This window comes from Levilactobacillus tujiorum (assembly GCF_012641185.1).
GTDB lineage: Bacteria > Bacillota > Bacilli > Lactobacillales > Lactobacillaceae > Levilactobacillus > Levilactobacillus tujiorum.
Map to the genome: position 1 here is coordinate 170,632 of NZ_JAAXLK010000001.1, position 21,070 is coordinate 191,701.

A 21,070-nucleotide genomic window follows, 5' to 3' on the forward strand; every position below is an offset into this window, starting at 1 on the left:
GCGCCGCTTTTTTAGAACCTGTATGATGGGCTGTAAAAGGGAGTGGCGCTGATGAACTTACCAGAAAAGTTTGCTTATATGGCAACGGGTAAACCGTATGATGACCTTGATCCCGTGCTGATCGCTGCCCGAGATCGCGCAACGACTGAAACGAATGTCTTGAATGCGACTGATGATTCGGACGAACGGGCCCGGCTCTTTGCCGCTTTAGTGGGGAGTGCCGGGGCCAATCCGGTGGTCAACCCTAATTTTCGCTGTGAGTTCGGCGCGAACATTCACGTGGGGCAGAACTTCTACGCCAATTATGACGTGACCATGTTGGATGGTGGCCGGATCACGATTGGCGATGACGTCTTGTTTGGCCCACGAGTGGGGCTGTATACCAGCAATCACCTCTTTGATCCAGTCGAACGGCAAACGGGTGGCTGTATCGCTAAGCCGATTACGATTGGCAATCGCTGCTGGTTGGCGGCTAACGTTGCGGTTATGCCCGGCGTCACGATCGGCGATGGCACCATCATCGGGGCCAATAGCGTCGTGACGCACAGCATTCCGGCAAATGTGATTGCGGCGGGTAATCCGTGCCAAGTCATTCGGCCAATCACAGCAGCGGATAAGACGGGCTTCACGGGCCAAGATTGGGTTTAGTAATGGCCGAACACTGAATCGTGGGACAGGAGTAGCTCATTGGGGCTGCTTTTTTTATTCAGGTGGTGTATCATCTTTAAATAGTGCACTTAAAATAGAACGAAACGAAGGGAATATAAGTTTATGTCGATGTTTTTCCGCGGGCTGTTATTAAGTATCGCGTTAGTCTCGTCAATCGGGATGCAAAATTTATTCGTATTTAACAACGCCATTAATCAACGACTATCGCGGGCTGGTATTGTGGCCGTGATGGTTTGGTTTGCCGACACGGCATTGACGTTGGCCGCGTTCTTTGGGATGGGCGCCTTGATTGGGTCCCACGAAATCGTGAAGCTCGTGATCATGTTGGTTGGGGGACTGTTGGTCCTGTGGATTGGATTTGGCATCCTGCGCTCGGCCAGTAGCTTTCGCTTGGCCAGTTCCAGTCAAGCCATGCCCATGGGCAAGTCGCTGGCCAATGCCTGGGTAGTTACCTGGGCCAATCCGCAGGCGATCATCGACACGAGCCTGATGTTTGGCGCCTTGCGCAGTACCTTGGCTGACGGAGAAGTCTTGCCGTTTATCACCGGGGTGGTGACGGCCACGGCGATCTGGTTTGCGGGAATCACGCTGGTGCTAGGCTTGTTAAAGGAACGGCTCCCGCAGAAGTTAATGTTGTGGGTCAACATTCTTTCCGGAATTGTGGTCATGCTCTATGGGGGCTATCTCCTCTGGCAGGCGGGGCAATTGTTCTGGTAAACATGATAAAAAATAACGGTTCGCCGCGACAGATGAGACTGTCGGGCGAACCGTTTTGTTTCACATGAAACATTTTAAAAGAGAATGATCAGACCAACCAGAATAAAGAGCAGCGGTGACAGCCAAGCGCCAAACCGTGCAAAGAAGGCCGTCGCTGACGCGGAGCGGGCCAACCGCTGGCTGATCCACAACCAGAGGCCAATCATTGCTAGAAAGACCAGCAAGACGGCCCCAAATTCCGTGAGGGTTAATCGCGTGAAGAAGGGAATATAGATGCTGAGATTGTCGCCACCGTTACCAATGGTCAGTGACCAGACGACGGGTAGGCTGACGATCTGGGTTAGGCGTGGGGGCGTGTGCCGGTGCCGCGTCGACCACCAATTAATCAGTCCCGTCAGGCCGAGAATGAAGGGCACCAGCCCCAGCCAGTGGGTCCAGTGGGTGATATTAAAATGAAGCATTCCCCGACTGATAATCCAGGCGGCCAGAATTAAGGTCGTGATGCCCAAATACTGGCCGATGATAATGGCACGGCGTTGGGCGCGGCCTTTGGCAGCGAGCCAGAGCAACAACAGGACGATTAAATCATCCGTGTCGGTGACGAAGAAGATCCCGATACTGGTAAGGAATAGTGCGAGTGACATGAGTAGTTCCAACCTTTATTTAAAATGAAAAGCGGCCGTCTCCAGCGAGATGACCGCTTTATGTTGATTTACTTGGTGGCTTCCTTGGCTGGCTTGTGCTTGAAGACAACCTTCATTGATAGGAAGTAGTTAACGGTAACGGCCACCGCGTGACCAATGATCTTAGTGATCGTGCCGTTGGCGCCCATCACAGAAATCCCTAACCATAGGAGGACAAATTCAATAAGGTAGGTCGCAATCCGCGTGCTGTAAAAGGTTCCCATCTCACGGAAAGGCGTATTGGACTTGTGCTTGAAGACAAAAGTCCGGTCCAACCAGAAGGACCCTTGAACCACCAAAACCCAGTCAATAAAGTTGGCTAATTGGTATTCAATGCCCAGCGTGTGGGAGAGAAAGTAGAATAAGGCAATGTTGACAACCACCGTCAGCGCCCCAAAGAGGAGGTAGCGTTGAACTTGGCCGTGGACCTTTTCTTCAACTTCTTCTAGTTGTTCCTCGAACTCCGCTTCCGTTTCAGTTAACTCTGCTTCATACTCCGCTTCGGTAGTGGGATAGTGATTATGCCGCAGTGGCGTCTTTTCTGATTGACTCTCCATAACTTCTGAGACCTTTCTGTGACGTTTTAACCCTGAGGCAGGACCGTCACGAAAGTTTTCAGCGGCCAACCCGAGTTATGAAAACGTGTAATTAAGTTCCTGATTTAATTATACCGTTTTTGACCATCACTGCAAAGAAAGAGTTAGTTGGCAACGTAAGCATTGCGGTAGTCAGCGTCTCCATTAAATTTATTATAGACAACGCCCTTAACCTTGGGGTTGACCAGACTGCTAGTCCGACTTTCATATAACGGCGTCACGGCTTGATCCTTGAGGGCCGTTTGGGCGGCCTTGACGAGATCGTGGTACCGGGCGGTCTTGTTCAACGCATCGCGGCCGTCAGCTGCCTGAAGGTCAGCGTCATAGGTCTTGCTGTTGTAGTGGCCCATGTTGGAATTGTTGGTTGATTGGAGGATTTGAAGCGATTGAATCGGGTCAGCATAATCCATGCCCCAGCTGGTCAGGTTAAGTTGGAAGTTCCCCTTGGAAACGTTACTGAGCATGGATGGGAAAGGCATTGCTCGGACGTCTACTTTGGCTCCGAGTTTGCTGGTGATCGCACTCTGAACAAATTCGGCGATGTTTTGGCTGGCGTCATCGTTACCACAGGTGATGGTCAGCGTGACGGATTTTTTGCCCAACTGTTTTAGTGCCCGTTGATACAGGTGTTTAGCCTGGCTGGGTGCATAATCCATGGTGCCCTTGAGGTTGGCATCGACGGTAAAATCAGCGCCGGTCTGGGGATTCTTCATCATGTTGCGTACGCCAAATGTCTTGGCCGGTAGTGACCCGTTCTTCAGGACAGTTGAGGTGAGTTGTTGCCGGTTGATCGCCAGTGAAATGGCCGTCCGCAAGTCTTTATTGGCAGCAATGCGATTGTGCTCGTTGTATTGGATGAAGCCAATTCGACCCGCAGCGAGGGACTTGAGATCGGGGTTGTTCTTATTTTGCGTCGTCTGTTCGCCGCTCAGGGTAACTTGGTCGAGCTTCTTGGACTGGTATAAGTTGTAAGCCGTCGTGTTATCTTTAATCACTTTGTAATTGATAGATTGGAGTTTAACCGCCCGTTTATCAGCGTAACGCGGATTCTTCTTCAAGGTCCAGTTGTCGCTGGTACCGCTCCAGTTGGTCAGCGTGAAGGGGCCGTTGTAGACGGTTGTTTTAGCGGATGACCCATACTTACTCCCGTATTTGTTAACTGCCTTTTCGTCCAGTGGATAGTACGTTGTGCTGGCCAGAACCTTCTTGAAGTAGGAGGCGGGTTGACTCAACGTAATCTTGAGCTGATACTTGCCAACGGCTTTCACGCCGAGAGTCGATGGCGACTTCTTACCGGCGGCGATGGCGTTGGCATTCTTGATATTGGCAAACTGATAGGTAAATTCAGACTTAGACTTAGGATTCAGCGTCCGTCTCCAGGAGTAAACGAAGTCCTGGGCCGTTACCGGATCGCCGTTGCTCCATTTGCCGTCGTGACGCAGGTTGATGGTGTATTGGTGACCATGATCGCTGACGGTTGTCTTGGTGGCAAGGGCATTCTGGGCCTGGCTATTGGCATCTAGACGATACAAGCCTTCGCCGACCTGACTGAGCGCGTTACTAGAGATGTTGTCCGTAATCTTGGCTACGTCGAGACTGGAAATAGTCGCGGTCTGGTATAAGTTGAGGTGTTGATCTGCAGTAGTCTTAGTTGTTTTCGAGTGGGCGGTGACGGCAAAGATCCCGCCGCCGATTAAGATGATCCCGGTACAAAGTAATAAAGCTTTCTTGTGATCTAATAAACTCATGATGTATTCCTCCAAATTTAGTTAGTGTCTGGGTTAGAAATAACATTGAGTTTTGCCATCGTTTGATCATGTGAGTGTCCTCCTCGGTTAACTTAAAAGTATGCAAAAAACCGCCCTCAACAGCCAATGTGTTAAGGACGGTTTTAACCGCGGTGCCACCTTAATTAGATGGGTCGTCGTCAAATAGACGGACCCCATCCCTCTCCACAGGAAACTAACATTTCCCTGACAACTGACGTATGTCGCACGTCTTCCCGTACTCTCAAAATTTCGGGGAAGCCCTCGGTGGTCCATTTAACTATCTGCGTTCGGCCGTACTCTCAGCAACGACGACTCTCTTGACGTGCACGATAATCTTGATCTCCACTTCAATGGTTTGTTTCGGACGATTTATTGAATTGAGGCTAGTGTACCCCGCAAAAAGGTGAGTGTCAACCGACAATTTAAAATTATTTTGGTGCGCGCACTAATTATTAAAAGCTGAAGCCGCCGCCTTGCCGTTCGCCAATTTTGGGCTGGAGCGCTGTGGGTAAGATGGTCCGAGCCATAGAGCGGTCTCGAACCTCGCTTTGAGCCGAAGATCACGTCTCAAAGTCGCCATTTACCAAGAAAGACGCTTGGTAAATCCCACGGATGAGCCCAAAATTGACTCACTCACGGCTACACGGGAGGTGGCATTTATCATTGGTTAAATACCAATGAATCTCATGTTTAAACGAATTTGATAATCAAAGACTAGCTTAACCGGAGGACCGTTTCCCAGGCCGCAGGTGATGGGTTTAGCGGGCTTTTTGGTCGGTGATCATCACCTCTCGATCTCTGGTAATAATTTTTAACACGGTCTAACTATTAATAATTAGTTGACGGTGTTGTAGCTATCATCAATCAATTGCTTGAGCGTGGCGTCATCCGTTTGCTCGTTGAGTAGAACCGTGAGCCAATGCTCTTTATTCATGTGGTAAGCCGGGAGATAGCCGGGCTTCTGGCGGAGAATGCCGGCAAGCTCGGGATCAACCTTGAGGTCAATGACGTCAATCTCTGCTGTCCCAGGCAGGCCTAGCTTGGATTGCGGGACGTTCATGAGTAGACCGAACCACTTGCCCTGCGGTGTTTTAAAAGTCGCGTAGTCAGGGAATTTTTTAAACGTGTAGACGGGTTCGGCGGCGTAGTTGTTCGTGATGTAATCAATGACGGTTTGGCGAGTTGCCATAACATGAAACCTCCTAGTTTGATGAGTACGAAAGACGATCGGTGACGAGTTAATCAAGGCCTAAATTAACGATACTCCGGCTTTGATTGTGTTCTACCATAGCAATAGTTGGGAGCTGTGGCTACTTTGCGTTTGGGCTGCGATTGATAATGAATGACTGTAACTGTCATCACTCCAGTTGCCTAGACGTACTGTGTCAGCCGTGAGGTCAGTAGATATGGGCTCAGGCGCGTCGTTCTACTTAGTCAGTAAGCGAATTTCTTACTGGCTTAGTAGAAAACCAAGCTTGTAGACTCGGGGCTTTCGAGGCTTCAAGTTGTGTTCGCACCGATCCAGCCCATATCTGCTGACCGGTAAGGCGCAAGGAACCACCAAGTTGCTCAACGTTAGAACCACTGTAATTATTAAGTTTAGTCTAGAAGTTAACCCGGCCAAGGTCAACGGCGGGTACACAAAAAGCCCAGCAGGCTGATGTCACTGCATCCGTCTACCGGGCTTTTTCGATAATACTCAGTCTTTATTTGCCGGGAACGTAGTCTTCGTCGATGATCAAGACTGGCTTGATCGTCTTACCGGAGACAGAGTCGGCGTTGGCTTCGTTAATTTGACTGAACTTGTAGAACTTTTCAGTCTTTTGATAGTCGAACATCCCTAATTTACTAAATTCAATCAACCGTGGAATGTCAACTTGAGGAATGGAGTCACCCATGTTGACCCCAATGACACTCTTGTCGTTGACACAGAGGTCATTCCAAGTATCCAAGTCAATGTGGTGGTTCGTCACAGCAATGGCAGCTGAAGTCCCACCTTGTGCTAAGGCATTGATGGAGTTGGAGATCACGCTAGCAACCCCGGTCGTGTCAACAGCGTAGTTGACACCGTAACCACCGGTGATGTCTTGAACGGCTTTGACCACGTCGTCAACCTTATTACTGTTGATGACATCGGTAGCGCCAAGTTCTTTGGCTAATTCCAAACGAGAGTCGACGATATCAATCGCAATGACCTTGGTGCAACCGGAAATGCGGCCGGCCATCATAGCGGCCAACCCAACGGCACCGGTCCCAAAGACGGCAATGGTGTCACCAGGCTTTGGCTTTAAGGTGTTGAGAACAGTCCCAGAACCAGTGACGTAGCCACAGCCCAGAGGACCTAAGCCCCGCAAGTCTAAGTCTTTGTCGACTTTAACGGCGTTCCGTTCACGAACCACCGTAGTTGAAGTGAAGGAACTTTGGTCAAACATGTCGGCCACCTTGTGACCATTTTCAGTGAAGTGCGCCGTCCCATCTGGACGAACCCCAGAAAGGTTGTTGGCAGCGTAGTTTTCACATTGCGTTGGAATCCCCTTCAAGCAGCTCTTGCAGTTCCCACAACCGTAGAAACTCAAGACAACGTGATCGCCGGGCTTAAATTGCGTAACTTCGGGCCCAACTTTTTCGACAATCCCAGAGCCTTCGTGACCCAGAACAATTGGATAGTCGATAACCGCAACCCCGGTACGCAGGGCTTCATCGGAGTGGCAAATCCCACTGGCAACCATGTGGACTTGGATATCATCTGGGCCCATCTTAGCCAGTTCGACGTCATCACGAATGTCAAAATCAGCATTTTGTTTATCAACAACAGCAGCTTTAATCTTCATAATTTTCGGCACCTCGAATTGAATTTAAGTTATTGTACAAGTTAATTATCACACAAATTGTCATTACTGTAAACGCTTACAGAAAGATTAGCTCACGCTTATGTGAAATTGGATATCGTCACACCAGCTCTTGTGACGCGGTTAAACGCCACTTCTGTGACGATCAGGTGAGACTAATTTTCTAGCGTCCACAGGAAAAAAGATAATCCAACCATGAATTATCTTTTTTCGGGACTATGATTAACCATTGGCCTTTTCAGGATGGCCTTGCAGGTAGACAACGTGGGTGTTCAGGAATTCTTCAATCCCATGCTTCCCATCGTCACCACCAATACCGGATTCCTTCCAGCCGGAGTGAGACCCATTCATGGCTTCGAAGTTAAAGCGGTTGATGTAAGTTTCACCATCTTCAAGTTCCTTGGAAGCCCGCATGGCGTTATCGATATTTTCAGTAAAGATGGATGAGGTCAATCCAAAGTCACTGTCGTTAGCCATGTCAATGGCATCGTCCAACGTCTTAAAGGTTAAGACAGGCAGAACTGGGCCAAAGATTTCGTCTTGAACAATTTCGGAATCTTGCTTGACGTTACTAATAACGGTTGGTTCGAAGTAGAAGCCCTTAGCGATCTTAACCACGTGACCACCAGTTTCTAGCTTACCGCCAGCTTCAACGGCGCGATCGACCATGCCAGATACCTTATCCAAGGCAGCTTGGTTGATCAGTGGACCCATGCCGATGTCTTCGTGCTTCATTGGATCGCCGACAGTAACTTCGCCCATCTTAGTGGCTAATTTCTTAGTGAACTCGTCAGCGATGTCTTCTTGAACGTAAACCCGTTCACAGTTGTTGCAAAGTTGCCCGTTGTTGTCGACCCGCGAGTCGATGATGGATTGAACGGCCAAATCAATGTCAGCATCCTTGCAGACGATAGCGGGTGCTTTCCCACCAAGTTCCAAGGAAACCTTAGCCATGTGAGTGGCAGCAGCAGCCATGACACGCTTCCCGGAGTTAACGGAACCGGTCAAACTGATAATGCCAATCTTCTTGTTCTTGGATAATTCGTCCCCGATGACGGCACCAGGACCGGTGATAATGTTAACAACACCCTTAGGAATTCCAACTTTTTCAACGATCTTGGCAAATTCTAGACCTAAGTTAGGCGTGTCGGTACTTGGCTTCATTACGATGGTGTTCCCGGTGACCAAAGCTGGCCCCATCTTCCGGGCAATTAGGAAGAATGGGAAGTTCCAAGGTAAGATTCCGGCAGCAACCCCAATTGGTTGTTTGTCGATCATAATACTTTCGTTGGCGTTGTCGGATTGAAGAATTTCCCCTTCATAAGTCCGGGATGCACTCGCCATGTAATCGAAATAGTCTGCGGAGAAGAGAATTTCAGTGGTGGCTAATGACTTGATCTTGCCTTGTTCTTCTTGGAGCATGGCAACTAAATGATCGGCGTCCTTGCGAATTTCAGTCGCCACATCGTGTAGGTATTGGCCACGGGTTGCGGCAGGAACTTTCTTCCAGGACTTTTGTGCTTCATAAGCGGCATCAATCGCTTCACGGGTTTCGTCAAGCGTTGCGCTAGGGACGGTGGAAATGGGTTCACCAGTAGCTGGATTAATGACGGTGATCAGGTTGCCTGACTTGGAGTCTCTGAATTCACCGTTAATGTACATTTGATAGTGTTTCAATGCAACGGAGTTCTGTGTCATAATACGAAATACTTCCTTTCCCAATAGGGCTTTATTGGTCAATGCAATATCTAAGAATATAGCTGGATAGCAAACGAAAAAAGTCACAGATTGTTATAAAATGAGCAAGATGTAATCAAACTAAACGCGCGTGTTCATTGATTAATCACTTTCGTTATAGCTCGTTTTCCGATTAATTGCAAATTGATTCACAATAAAATTCGGTCAAAATCAAGATTGAAATTTACGAGATGTCAAGGGCGACTAAAGCTGAGCTATTTCGGAAAGTTTTGTAGCAAACTTTCTAAACTAATTTTTATCGGGGACGTTTGGTGCTAGGAATTCAGGATGGGTTTGCAGAAAATTAGCGGCAGTAGGATGTTGGCTCAAGAAATCATGCAGTTGAGCTGGATCGGCAACCACTTTGCGGAGCTGATCGAATTCTGAGGGGGAGTTAACGGGGGTCGCTGGGTAGAGAATCTCAGCGGTATCGCGCTGTTGCGTGGCCTTAACGTAGACTTGGGCAACGTTAGCGGGGCGCATGGCTTCACTGGTCCCGGCGATGCCTTGAATGGTGACGAGACCGACGTAAGTATCGGTGTCGTGAAAGGCATCGGCGAGGGAAAGCACGTAGCTACGGAGGGCAGCTTTGGTCAGGGAAAGCGTCGTCGTACTGTGATCGGGATGAAGGGCCGCGCCACCACCAGTAAAGAGGAGATTGCGTGGCAGATCGGGCGTCGTTAGGTCGAGAAATTGGCGACCAGCAATGATGGCGCCAACGACATTGGTCGTGAAGCGCTGCTGAATATCGGTGATGGGGGTGTTGAGGGGATCATCGAGGGTGGTGTCGGCCACGTTGTAGACGAGGGTTTGGGGGGAGCCAAATTGACGGATGACCTGCTGAAACATGTTGGCCGTCTGGTCGGGATTAGTCGCATCCGCGGCAATCCAATCGCCCATTAAGCCTTCTGTGTGGAGCTGTTCGGTCAAGGTTTGTAATTTCTGAGCGTTACGGGCAACTAGAATAGGATGAACGCCGGCCTGACTAAAGGCTCGTGCAATCGCGAGGCCAAAGCCAGAACCGGCACCAAGGACAACGGCAGTTTTTGTCATAATGGAACCTCCAATGGTTAGTAATTACGCAGAGTTTTTAAGAGACACTCTGCGCCTAAAGTTACCATAACAGCTCCATCGGGGTGGGGCAATGAAAGTGATTAATAATGCTAATATTTGTTGAATGACCGAATTAAACGGGTAACAGGTGAACGTGAGTCACGAAGTCAGGATTGATGCTATGAAAAAAGGCTGGGATGTTTATCCCAACCTCGAGTGATACTGATTAACTCAAATAACTTGAAAGGACTAAAATCATTATCAACGCTGAAGTGACAGGGATTTTAGTCTGAAAAATAGCCTAAACCCGGGCAGAGATTCCGCCTGCTGTGGGGATCGCCTGCGGCCTGAGAAGCGGTCCTCCGGCTCGGTTTGAAGCTCGGAAGTTCACCGATCTCCAAACACGTCCCACGCTGTAAGCCGAGAATCGGCTAACACCGTTGACACAGCTGGCTCCACCTCTGTCCTCCTCCGGTTAAGCTAGTCTTTGACTAACAAATTGGTTTAAACACTTGGCACGTCAGTATTTAGACAATAGTAGCTGACAACAACCACGTAGCCGTGAGTGAGCCAAATTTGAGCTCAGCCGTGGGTTTTACCAAGTGGGTTTCTTGGTAAATGGCGACTTTGACACGTGTTCTTCGGGTCAAAGCGAGGCTAGAGACCGTTCTATGGCTCTAGCCGTCCTCCCCACAGCGTTCCAGCTCAAATTTGGCGAACGGCAAGGCGGCAGGAATTATCTGTTTATCTATTGTTCAAGCGTAATGCCACAGCCCTTAAAGAGCCTTTTAAAGTTTCAACCTTTAATCAAATAATTAAACTAGCAGTGGCTTATTTAATGTGTTCGTTAGTGATGGCTTCGATATCTGCCTTGGCAATCTTGGCCATGTGTTTCTTAAGGTGCTTTACGTCGGATTTATTAGTAATAAATCCGGATTCTACTAAACTGTAATCAATCCCCCGGCGCCGTAGTACGTTGCAATTACGAAGGTTCGTCCGGTAGCTGTAGCCGTTGTAGGCCTTGTTCAGCCCAACATACTTTTTAATCACTTTCGCTAAACGCCGATCACGCTTCGTGGGGTGCTTCTTGTGGATAATGACGTGACCACCGTGGCCGGCGGGAGCATCCAAGTGGAACATGATTACCGTCGCCTTTTTGTTGATCTTATAAGACCCTTTGTGGTGGTAAAGGGTATCACTCACCAGGTTCTTTTTGGGATTGTAGAAGGTGATCGTACTCCCCTTAACTTTCTTAGCGTATTTCCGTAATTGGGGCAGCATGTGCTTGCGTAAAAAGGTCGCTTCTGTCGTCCCGTTGCCGCGAGCACCCGGATCACCAGCACCGTGGCCCATGACGATGAGGTAATGTTTCTTGGCCTTAGGCTTGGCTTTTTTAGCTGTTTTAGTCGTCGTATTTTTGGCGGCGGCACTTGCAGTCGTGATCGTGGTTGTGGCCAATGCTAGGGGTAAAAGCAGCATCATACCCGCGATTAGACCGAATTTCCAGTGGTGTTTCATCCAAATCGACTCCCTTAATGTTTTGTTAACCGGTTTAATCATACACTTAAAGCGGTAATTAAGGTAGCCCGACTTACACAAGGATGGCATTATTCAATGCATAATTCACTAAGGAGTCGCTGGAAGTATTAATAGTTGTGGCAGTAGCGGTCGTGATTATTATCCAATTACTGAAGGGGGGTCGTCTAACCCCGATCACCCGCAACTGTGAGGAACTTTTAAACGCATAATGCAAAACGGCCTACGTGTGGAAGTTAAGGCAGACCACATTTTCACTCGCCTTACACGTTTGCTACGCTGTTAATGACGAAGAACCTTAACATAAGGAGGAAGTTTAACATGGCAATGCGGGTGGACTTATTGCAGGAATCTTATGCACAACTGTATGAATTATTAGGTGAAGAACTGACGGAAAAGGTCTATGAAATGTACCGTGGACGACAAATCTCGTTTCCAATGCGCCTCTACAACCGCGATAAGGTGGCGGAGCAAATTGTTAATGAATACGACGGGCACAATCTGGCCCAGTTAACTAAGGAATACGATTATTCCCAGCGCTGGATTCGGCAGATCATTCAGAAACACCGTGAGCAGGCGGATCAGACGGACGACGCCGAGTAGCGGGCCAGCATTTGATTGAGTTCCGTTTGAATATCTGCGGCAAAGTCTTGTGGCGCTAGGACTTGGACGTTCGCGCCTTGGCTGAGTAGCCACATTTTGGCGCCAGTATCAAAGGTGGTCGTAGTAATGAGAACGGCGCCTTCATCGGGATAGCGGGCGGTTATCTTCGCCGTTGGGAAACGATCCAACGCGGCCTCGGGAATTCCCCAGAATTTAAATTCGAGGGTGATTTTCTTTCCCGGCTGCATGTACTGGAGGTATTGGCGCATCTCGCCTTCTTCCACGCGTTCGCCGCGCTGACGGGCAATCGTTTGGCTGGTCGTTTGGAGATGACGAATACGATCGATGCGATAGAACAGGTTGTGCTGATATTTGGGATTGTAAGCAATCACGTAGAAATAATATTCGGAAAAGATAATCGCCGCGGGCAGAATGGTCCGGGTGACCAGGTCGCGGTGTTGCCGCTGATAGGTGATCGTGATGGCTTGTTTTTGAGTAATGTACTGACTGAGCTGCCAGATTAAAGCGAGTAGGGGTTGCTCATGCTGGAGCGGTTGATAATAGAAACGCTCGTTTTTAATAATAGGTGTAATCTCACTTTGATCTTTCGGTGAGATCAGGGCTAGTAGGCCGTCGATGGTCTGTGTCATCTCAGCGCGGGTCAGGGCCCGACTGGCAAGGGCAATCTTAATTAAGACCAGGATAGCCTGCTTGGAAACGGTGGTCTGGGTCGTGATGAGTTGATAACCGCCGAGTTGGCGCCGATAGACCAGCTCATAGAATAAGTGTTGTTCGGCGATAAACTGGCGAATTTGGCTGAGGTCACGCTGAATGACGCGCGGGCTTACCCGAAATTGGGTGGCGAGATCAGCCTTGCTGACGATGTGACCAGTCATCAAGGCTTGAAAGATGGTGAGTTGGCGGTAAGCGGCATTCATGAAGAAGTCTCCTTTTTTAGTTAGTGGACAAAATCCGTCTACTTGTCATTGTAGACTGGGGTCAATCAGTAGGCAAGTGAGGCGAAGGTTATGGATGAGGTCGTGGGTTGGCAGGAGCTGTATCGCGAAATGGCAAGTATCGTGGGTACCACGGCGACGCGGAAGTTATGGCGTTATTATGGTGGCTCGCAGGTGAGCTTTCCTAAACGGTTATGGGATCCGAAGCTGGAGGCCGTGCAGATTCGACAAGAACGCCGCTCAGGCATGGGCGTTGCTGAATTAGCTCGCCGTCATCAGTATTCGAGTCGCACTATTCGCAGAATTTTAGCGCAAACGAAAGACTAGTTCCCTGCAAACTGCCAGTGACGTTGCTGGCTAAAGTTATTTTCCCCGGCAGGCAGCGTCTGTTAATCTGTTGAAGGATAAGTTCAGTCAAAAGGGAGACGGTTCGGATGAAAGTACGGGAAGAGTTGTTGCAGGAGTCCTATGCCCAGTTATACGCGCTGGTGGGCGAGGAACTCATGTTGAAAATATTTGATTTATACCGGGGACAACAAGTGTCGTTTCCCATGCGGCTCTACAATCGGGATAAAGTGGCCCAGCAGATTGTAGCGGAATATGACGGTCACAACATGGCCCAGCTGACCCGCAAGTATGATTATTCGCAGCGCTGGGTCCGGCAGATGATCCAGCAGTCACGCGAGCACCACTCATCGTAAACGCGCGAGGAAATACCCTAGCAAAAAGGACTCGAGGCTAGCCTCGGGTCCTTTTACGTGATTTCGGTGGCGTGGGACACCGAAAAAAAAACGCCGCCCTACACTGAATGGTAGCGGCGACGTTTAGTTAGATTAATCGTTGAGTGATTCGGGTTCGAGCTTTTCGGTAGCTGGTGTGGTCTTCTTCTGAACGGCACCCAGGATGGCGCGAGCAATGGGACCGACCACGATTAATTGCAGTGGTAGGGCCATGAATAAGTTGAAGATCCAGGTGTGCAGGTAAGTCAGCAGGGCGTTGCCACCAAAGTTTTGCGTGACAATCATGCCGAACAGGGACATCAGCGTGACCATCCCGACCACCATCATGCAAGAGATAGTCAGGGCGATACGGATTTGTTTTTTCTTCATGTAATCGTTCAAAATGAACTTGAAGAAGATAGCCTTTACGCTGGGGCCGATGATTCCTAGGTCGCAGATTGCGGCGACTAGGAGCGCTAATGGATATCCCGTCAGGACTTCACGAATGAAGTGATGAGAGAAGCCATCCGCTAAGGCGATGTTGTAGCCAGCCATGACCAGGACCATGAGTCCTGCCATAACGGCGGTGAATAAAAGTTCTTCTTTAAAATTTCTAGGCATTATGTTGCTCCTCGTTTGAATTTCCCACGAGCTGTTAGCATACCATGTTTGGTTTCATTTCGTAAGCTTTATTTTGAAAATACCTGAAAAATTCAGGGGAATGTGGGCGCCATGAAATTAGAGGGGCGGGTCGTATCAACGCCAAAGCCAGATAAACAACGTTTTATTTTTAAAGAGGGTGAATGTAACTAGGCTAGAGTGCTTACATACTACGAAAATGCCCACAAAAGATAAGGAATTTTACAAGGTAAACCGCGTTACCGCCGACCAACCAGGACGCGTACGATTATCCTGCATTCATTATTTAATAACAAAATGATTATTATGTGGGAGTGATTAGTGTGCATCGGGTAACATACATATTGGGTGGTCTCGTCGCGTTACTGGTGATGGTGGTCGGCTTGGCGGTTCAGCCAGCCGTACCAGCAGCTGCGAAGAATACGGCGGATAAGACCGTTTATAACAAGAGCTACAAGAGCTCACGGACGCTGTATCATACGAAGTACGGGTTTTACCATAAGTTGTATACGTCGGGGATGAAACGATCCGCCTCGGCAAAACACATGTATGAACATCATTTTAAGATTTCGCGGGTAGCCAAGAATGGCCACGGGGTGTTCTTCAAAACGCAGTACGGCTGGATTAATCGGGATGCGTTTTACAAGTGGCTGCGGTATAACGGGAAGTTGAATTATGACATGAAGGTTAGCAAGAAGCATATTCTGTTGTACAACAAGCCTTGGGGCCTGAAAGGGGCTAAGGTTACGGGCAGTACCAGCACCAAGAAGCTGGTAGGTCACTGGTACCACGTGGACCGGCGTGCTGAGATCAACACAGGCACCGGGTATTACCGATTAAAAGCCGGCAATAGACATTATTGGATTCGTGGCAAGTATCTGGCGTTTAATACAGCCGCTTTGAAGGGTAATATTAAAAAGGTTGAAAAGGCGATTAAGACTGGTTCAGCGCTGGTCGGTAAGTCCAAATACGATTGGGGTGGCGGCCGGACCAGTGCCAGCATCGCTAGTCGGCGGTTTGATTGCTCATCCTTTATTCACTGGATCTATGCGCGCTCCGGAGTGCGGTTAGGACCGACGGGGAGTTGTACCACGTACTCGTTGGTTCATATGGGCCGGAAGATCAAGGCCAGTCACATGAAGCGTGGGGACATCTTCTTCTTTAACGACAAGGATGAAGGAAAGAATTGTCACGTCGCGATCTACCTGGGCAATAAGCTCTTCTTGCATGACTCTCCCAGCGCAGATACAGGGGGCGTGGGCATTTCCAGCCTGAATGACCCGCATTGGAAGACCCGGTTTAACCATAACGTTCGTCGCGTGGTTGGCTAGTTATCGTTGAGGCAGTTGAAATAAGCGGTGAGTTCTCTGATAATTGGGAGACTCGCCGCTTTTTATTTAGGGGATCAGTTGTAAAAAAATTAACCAGTTAATCATTAACTTGATTATAGTTATTTTAAAAATAGTTAGTTATAACTATTAATTTAGTTTTACAAAGCTTATACATTAATTTTGCATAAAATTGACTTAGGCCTGCTATCTTAATCCATGTAAACGGCAATGGCATTTAGAGAGTAGGAGGGTTAAGGTTTGAGACATTTAATCGTTAAATCATTGGGAATGCTGGGTGTGGCCCTTACATTAGCGGGTATTGGCACAGCACCGGCCGCAGCGGCCACGACTACCGCGGCTAATCCCAACGCTCCGGTATTGACCAAAAGTGCGCGCTCATTTCCACTACTGACGGATGGTTCCGATCCCGCTGATCTGCGGCTGGTTCAGCTGTACAATACGAAAAACACGCGGGATATCGGGGGGTATCGGACCGCGGATGGTAAATGGAAGATTCGGCCATACCAGCTGCTGCGTTCGGACAATCTTAGTCGGCTCGATGCTGATGATGTGAAGACGCTGACAGATAAGTACCGCGTGAAATCAGTGGTGGATTTTCGGACGCCAGGTCAGGTCAAGTCGCAACCGGACGTTAAAATTCCGGGAGCCACGGAAACTTATCTGTCCGTTCTCGGCCCCCACGCCTACGCAGATGGTGGTGGTGACGGTGATTTCTACAACCAACGCCTGAATTTCGGCTATTCCGCGATTACGGGGTATCGCCAATTTCTCAATATGTTGGCGGTGAATAATGGCGGCGCCACGCTTTATCACTGTTCTTCTGGAAAGGACCGCACGGGGATTGCGACCGTCCTCATCATGACGATTCTGGGGATGGACAAACAGACCATTGTTAACGATTTCATGCTGTCGCAATACACTGGCCGCACAGTCAAGATTGATTGGATTAGTAAATATTATTATGATGTTGAACTGAACTATGGGTCACTTCAAAACTACATTAATACAGCGTTGGCTATCTCACCAGCAACGCAGGCACGGTTACGAGCGAAATACCTCGTCTCAACGGATGGGAAGAACACGCCGTATCCAGCGCCAACGACGCCAACGCAGCCTAATCCCACGCCTACAGTACCCACAGAGCCAGAGGTTAAACCAGTACCTAAACCGCAGCCTGAGCCGACGCCCGTTGAGAGCGGTGCGGCCGATCAAGTAACGCATCCTAAGAAGAAAGCTGCCAAGGTCAAGGTGCTGAAGACGAAGCGGCTGAAGACCAAGTATCACTATCAACTCAAGGCACATAAGAAGTGGTTTAAGGATGCCCACCTCAAGCACCAGAAGGGGAAGACGCCTAAGTCGACCAAGAAATGGCGGCTACTCAAGTCGGAGAAGGTTAGGATTAAACACAAAACGTACACGTACTATCAGATTCAAGACCACAGTGGTCATACGGCTTGGATCTTAAAGAGTTACGTCACTAAGAAATAGCGTCACGATTAAGCGGCTAGGTCGGATTCCTAGCCGCTTTTCGTTTGCTCTGACAGTTGTAAAATGCTTATGGAGACTGACGTGGCGAGGTGGCGTGGACTGAAAATTAGGCTGATCTGGTCACCTCCGGCTGTCAGAGATTCCGCCTGCTGTGGGGACCGCCTGCGGCCTGAGAAGCGGTCCTCCGGCTCGGTTTGAAACCTGACCAAAACCGTCAGTTTCCAAACGCGTCCTACGCTGTAAGCCGAGAATCGGCTAACACCGTCGACACAGCTGGCTCCATCTCTGACCTCCTCCGGTTTAAAGGCGTCTTTGGACAATAAATTGAGCGCAATACCTAGAATGGTGGAACTTAACCGATGCCATTGGGCTATTCTAGGTAGCCGAGAGTGAGTCAAATTTGGCCCCAGCCGTGGGATTTTCAAGTGGTCTACTTGAAAATGGCGACTTGAAGACGGGTTTTGCGGCTTCAAGCGAGGGGCAAGACCGGCCTTTGGCTTGCCCCGTCCTCCCCACAGCGTTCCGGGCCAAAGTTGGCGAACGGTAAGGCGGCCAGGTTCCACCGTGTTGGTCTAAGCTTCAACGTCCAATCCCAGTTACACCAAGCAAGGTGGTAGTTCATGGTTTTCCTAACTGAAGGCAGGCTTTATATGCGAGATTAATAATGGGTTCGGGTGGAAAGTCCATGAAAACCCAGCTACGGTTTTAAATTTCACCTCAGCCATTTTCTTTTTTCATGAAAATAGCCTAAACTACTATGAGGAGGTTTTTTAAGTGAAGACACAAGAAGCAACGCTGTCCAGGCGAACAATCCTGCTCATGGCGGTGGTCACAGGGGTTATTGTGGCTAATTTGAATTTTATTCAACCGATTGAGAATTTGATTGCCACGGACTTTGATATTTCTAAAGCTACGGTGGGAACCTTGGCGATGGTGACGCAGTTAGGGTATGCATTTGGCCTACTGCTCATTGTCCCGCTGGGGGATATTTTTGATCGTTACCATCTGATTCAGTTCATGATGGTCTTATCCATTTTTTCGCTATTATTAGCCTTTTGGGCACCTAACGCCGGGATCTTTGCCGTAGCCACAGCTTTAGTCGGAATTACTTCAGTGGCGCCGCAGATTATTATTCCTTATGCCGGTTATTTAGCCCCAGCCTTACAACGGGGCCGGGTGCTGGGAATCGTCTTGAGTGGCCTGTTGACGGGGATTTTACTGTCCCGATCGTTTAGTGGTCTACTAGGGAGCATCATGCCTTGGCAGGACATTTATCTGTTGGCGGCCGGGATTGACCTGATTTTCTTGGTCATTGTGCATTATCAGTTGCCTCACGATGCGCGGGGCCATCAGCAGTTACGCTACTGGTCGGTAATTGGGATGTTACCGAAGTTATTTACCAGTCAGCGGGCCTTACGGGGGGCAGCCATCAATGGTTTCTGTCTCTTTGGGATGTCAAATGTACTCTGGTCGACGCTCGCCTTTTATCTAGCGGCAACCTATCATTTAGGCAGTAACGTCGCTGGCCTGTTGGGCCTGTTAGGGATCGCAGGGGTATTAGCTGCACCGATGATTGGCAATCTGGTCGATCAACGGTCGCCACGGCTGACCATTACCCTGTCCATGGCACTTTCCGGGATTGCCTTTGTGATCTTTTGGTTTGGTGGTCACTGGATGATCGGACTGATCTTGGGGATTATCTTACTGGATTTGGGTACACAATTTAGTCAGGTATCTAACCAAGCGATCGTTCAATCGCTGAATCGGCAGTTGAGTAGCCGAAATAACTCGGTCTTTATGTTTAGTTATTTTCTGGGTGGGTCTATTGGAACCCTGGCCGCAACCTGGGCGTGGACTCACGCGGGTTGGCTCGGCGTCTGTGGCGTAGCGGCAGCCTTCTTAATCGTGGCTTTGCTGGGCCACTGGGTCATTGGCGAACCTAAAAAATTAGCCACAGAATAGAAAACAGAACCGTTATCTAGCCAGAAACTACGGTAAGATAGCGGTTTTTGTGTACTCAGAGATAGCCGGTGGTTTAAGTTGACATCGTGTCACCTTGATGATATAGTGCTTGATAGTGACACGATGTCACTTTATGAACCAGAGAGGAGTCTTTTCAGTGCCTTCAACGACATTTAATCATTTACCAACGGATAAAAAGGACCGTATCACGGCGGCATTACTGACGGAATTTTCCAACTACGGGCTGGCTGAGGCTCAGGTGGCGCGGATTGTAGCGAACGCTGAGATTGCACGCGGGGCCTTTTACAAGTATTTTGCGGATCTGACAGATGCGTATCAATATCTCTATCAGCAGGCGCTACAGACGATTCACCGGGATGCTGGCGGGGATGAACGGCAGACCTTTGATGCAGAGCGCGTTTATCAAGGCGTCGTGGCCTTCGTCGATCGGGTCAATGACAGTGACTATTATGAATTTATTCGACGCCACTATGCGGAAAATGAGAGCCTGCTGCCAACTCATCCAGTGTCGACGGCTCTGCCAGCAGTGGCATGGGCGGCAATGGTCTTGAGTCACGCGGCAATCAAGGAGATTCTCTTACAGCCCACACATGAGGCGCTGGTCAGGGAGCGACTGCGGACGACGTTACGGGCATTACAGGGGAAGAAGGTCTGACGATGTTCTTGGCACTAAAAGAGATTCGGCATGAGAAGTTACGTTATGGCTTGATTATTGGGATGATTGTTCTGGTCAGCTACCTCGTCTTTGTCTTGAGCGGGCTGGCCTATGGGTTGGCGCAACAGAATACGCAAGCCATTTCGTCTTGGCGAGCGAGTAAGGTGGTTTTGAATGTAGACGCGAATAATAGCCTTTCACAGTCGTTACTGACGAAGCACGATGTGACTAAAGCTCAGCTGACCAAGCATGAAGCGTTGATTGGTCAAGCGGGAGTCGTGGCTAAGGCGAAAGGAAAAGCGAAACTATCCGCCCAATTTCTGGGAATCGACCGGCAACAGTTGATCTATCAACGCGTTAAAGTGACAAGCGGGCATAAGCCACACAACGCCCAACAGATTGTGGTGGACGATAGCTTTAAGGAAAATGGCTACCACTTAGGTGAACGGGTCACGCTGAATTCAACCGATACGACCTATCAAATCGTGGGCTTCACGCACAATGCCAAGCTCAGCGTGGCGCCGGTTATTTACGGGACGCTGGGTGCTTGGCGGACATTGAGTCACGTGACGGGAGCCTTTCAAGCCGGGGGAATTGTCAGTGATCGCGCGACGTTTAAGCCACAGGTGGCGGGGCTTCAGACCTTGACCTTAGCGCAGTTTATTAACAAATTACCCGGCTACTCGGCACAGAATACGACGTTTACCTTTATGATTGGTTTTCTGATGATCATCGCCATGGTGGTGATTGCCGTCTTCTTATATATTTTAACGATGCAGAAACTGCCAAATTATGCGGTCCTGCGTGCCCAGGGGATTCCCGCTAAAGTCCTGGTCACCACCACGATCAGCCAAGCCCTCATCCTAGTGGTCAGCGGACTGGCGATTGGTGCGGCGCTAACGGCAGCAACGGTATTGGCTTTACCAGTCGGTGTCCCCATGAGTTTTAATCTATCGCTACTGATTGGCGTGACGGGCGGCATCCTATTGACTGGGATCGTGGGAGCCCTGATCCCAGTGAAGGTCATCTTAAATGTTGATCCGGTCAGCGTAATGGGAGGTTAGGA

General features: G+C 49.3%; 20 protein-coding genes. 10 read left to right on the forward strand and 10 right to left on the reverse strand.

Annotated features, from left to right (window positions below; genetic code table 11):
* The first annotated feature begins 51 nt into the window (after positions 1-51).
* Entirely contained in the window at positions 52-648 is a 597-nt protein-coding gene (locus tag HF569_RS00740) for a sugar O-acetyltransferase (RefSeq protein WP_168900953.1), read from the forward strand.
* A gap of 123 nt (positions 649-771) precedes the next feature.
* Entirely contained in the window at positions 772-1,386 is a 615-nt protein-coding gene (locus HF569_RS00745; RefSeq protein WP_168900954.1) for a LysE/ArgO family amino acid transporter, read from the forward strand.
* A gap of 74 nt (positions 1,387-1,460) precedes the next feature.
* Here HF569_RS00745 and HF569_RS00750 read toward each other — a convergent pair whose 3' ends face one another.
* The 8 genes from HF569_RS00750 to HF569_RS00785 all read right to left on the reverse strand — a co-directional run bounded on the left by HF569_RS00750 (position 1,461) and on the right by HF569_RS00785 (position 11,591).
* Positions 1,461-2,030 carry a cadmium resistance transporter gene (locus HF569_RS00750; RefSeq protein WP_168900955.1) on the reverse strand — a complete coding sequence of 190 codons (570 nt, stop codon included), beginning with the start codon at positions 2,028-2,030 and terminating at the stop codon, positions 1,461-1,463.
* A gap of 68 nt (positions 2,031-2,098) precedes the next feature.
* Positions 2,099-2,626: a GtrA family protein gene (locus tag HF569_RS00755; protein ID WP_168900956.1), complete on the reverse strand. Its 528-nt coding sequence runs from the start codon at positions 2,624-2,626 to the stop codon at positions 2,099-2,101.
* 143 nt (positions 2,627-2,769) lie between these two features.
* Entirely contained in the window at positions 2,770-4,413 is a 1,644-nt protein-coding gene (locus HF569_RS00760; RefSeq protein WP_168900957.1) for a peptide ABC transporter substrate-binding protein, read from the reverse strand.
* 856 nt (positions 4,414-5,269) lie between these two features.
* A complete protein-coding gene (locus HF569_RS00765) occupies positions 5,270-5,623 on the reverse strand; it encodes an MmcQ/YjbR family DNA-binding protein (RefSeq protein WP_168900958.1) in 354 nt (117 codons plus the stop codon).
* Positions 5,624-6,140: 517 nt separating this feature from the next.
* Complete coding sequence (locus HF569_RS00770; RefSeq protein ID WP_168900959.1) at positions 6,141-7,265, reverse strand: NAD(P)-dependent alcohol dehydrogenase; 1,125 nt, start codon at positions 7,263-7,265, stop codon at positions 6,141-6,143.
* A 240-nt stretch (positions 7,266-7,505) separates the two neighbouring features.
* Complete coding sequence (gene aldA, locus HF569_RS00775) at positions 7,506-8,981, reverse strand: aldehyde dehydrogenase (protein WP_168850596.1); 1,476 nt, start codon at positions 8,979-8,981, stop codon at positions 7,506-7,508.
* Positions 8,982-9,269: 288 nt separating this feature from the next.
* Positions 9,270-10,073 carry an SDR family NAD(P)-dependent oxidoreductase gene (locus HF569_RS00780; protein WP_168900960.1) on the reverse strand — a complete coding sequence of 268 codons (804 nt, stop codon included), beginning with the start codon at positions 10,071-10,073 and terminating at the stop codon, positions 9,270-9,272.
* Between the two features lie 831 nt (positions 10,074-10,904).
* On the reverse strand, positions 10,905-11,591 hold the full coding sequence (locus HF569_RS00785) for an N-acetylmuramoyl-L-alanine amidase (RefSeq protein ID WP_168900961.1): 687 nt from the start codon (positions 11,589-11,591) through the stop codon (positions 10,905-10,907).
* A gap of 339 nt (positions 11,592-11,930) precedes the next feature.
* Between HF569_RS00785 and HF569_RS00790 the strand changes: the two genes are divergently transcribed.
* Positions 11,931-12,212, forward strand: a complete 282-nt coding sequence (locus HF569_RS00790; protein WP_168900962.1) for a Mor transcription activator family protein — start codon at positions 11,931-11,933, stop codon at positions 12,210-12,212.
* On the opposite strand, the gene HF569_RS00795 is transcribed toward HF569_RS00790, so the two are convergent.
* Complete coding sequence (locus HF569_RS00795) at positions 12,191-13,150, reverse strand: helix-turn-helix transcriptional regulator (RefSeq protein ID WP_168900963.1); 960 nt, start codon at positions 13,148-13,150, stop codon at positions 12,191-12,193. The two genes, HF569_RS00790 and HF569_RS00795, sit on opposite strands and share 22 nt — an antisense overlap.
* A gap of 90 nt (positions 13,151-13,240) precedes the next feature.
* On the opposite strand from HF569_RS00795, the gene HF569_RS00800 reads away from it, so the two are divergent.
* Positions 13,241-13,495: a Mor transcription activator family protein gene (locus tag HF569_RS00800; RefSeq protein ID WP_168900964.1), complete on the forward strand. Its 255-nt coding sequence runs from the start codon at positions 13,241-13,243 to the stop codon at positions 13,493-13,495.
* A 107-nt stretch (positions 13,496-13,602) separates the two neighbouring features.
* Positions 13,603-13,869, forward strand: a complete 267-nt coding sequence (locus tag HF569_RS00805) for a Mor transcription activator family protein (RefSeq protein WP_168900965.1) — start codon at positions 13,603-13,605, stop codon at positions 13,867-13,869.
* Between the two features lie 132 nt (positions 13,870-14,001).
* Here HF569_RS00805 and HF569_RS00810 read toward each other — a convergent pair whose 3' ends face one another.
* Positions 14,002-14,508: a DUF2798 domain-containing protein gene (locus tag HF569_RS00810; RefSeq protein ID WP_168900966.1), complete on the reverse strand. Its 507-nt coding sequence runs from the start codon at positions 14,506-14,508 to the stop codon at positions 14,002-14,004.
* A 341-nt stretch (positions 14,509-14,849) separates the two neighbouring features.
* On the opposite strand from HF569_RS00810, the gene HF569_RS12360 reads away from it, so the two are divergent.
* The 5 genes from HF569_RS12360 to HF569_RS00835 all read left to right on the forward strand — a co-directional run bounded on the left by HF569_RS12360 (position 14,850) and on the right by HF569_RS00835 (position 21,068).
* Positions 14,850-15,857 (forward strand): NlpC/P60 family protein, encoded by a 1,008-nt coding sequence (locus tag HF569_RS12360; protein WP_168900967.1) that lies wholly within the window; start codon positions 14,850-14,852, stop codon positions 15,855-15,857.
* A gap of 258 nt (positions 15,858-16,115) precedes the next feature.
* On the forward strand, positions 16,116-17,366 hold the full coding sequence (locus HF569_RS00820) for a tyrosine-protein phosphatase (protein ID WP_168900968.1): 1,251 nt from the start codon (positions 16,116-16,118) through the stop codon (positions 17,364-17,366).
* A gap of 819 nt (positions 17,367-18,185) precedes the next feature.
* Positions 18,186-19,328 carry an MFS transporter gene (locus HF569_RS00825; RefSeq protein WP_168900984.1) on the forward strand — a complete coding sequence of 381 codons (1,143 nt, stop codon included), beginning with the start codon at positions 18,186-18,188 and terminating at the stop codon, positions 19,326-19,328.
* A gap of 157 nt (positions 19,329-19,485) precedes the next feature.
* On the forward strand, positions 19,486-20,004 hold the full coding sequence (locus HF569_RS00830) for a TetR/AcrR family transcriptional regulator (RefSeq protein ID WP_168900969.1): 519 nt from the start codon (positions 19,486-19,488) through the stop codon (positions 20,002-20,004).
* Positions 20,005-20,006: 2 nt separating this feature from the next.
* On the forward strand, positions 20,007-21,068 hold the full coding sequence (locus HF569_RS00835; protein WP_168900970.1) for an ABC transporter permease: 1,062 nt from the start codon (positions 20,007-20,009) through the stop codon (positions 21,066-21,068).
* The last annotated feature ends 2 nt before the right edge of the window (positions 21,069-21,070 follow it).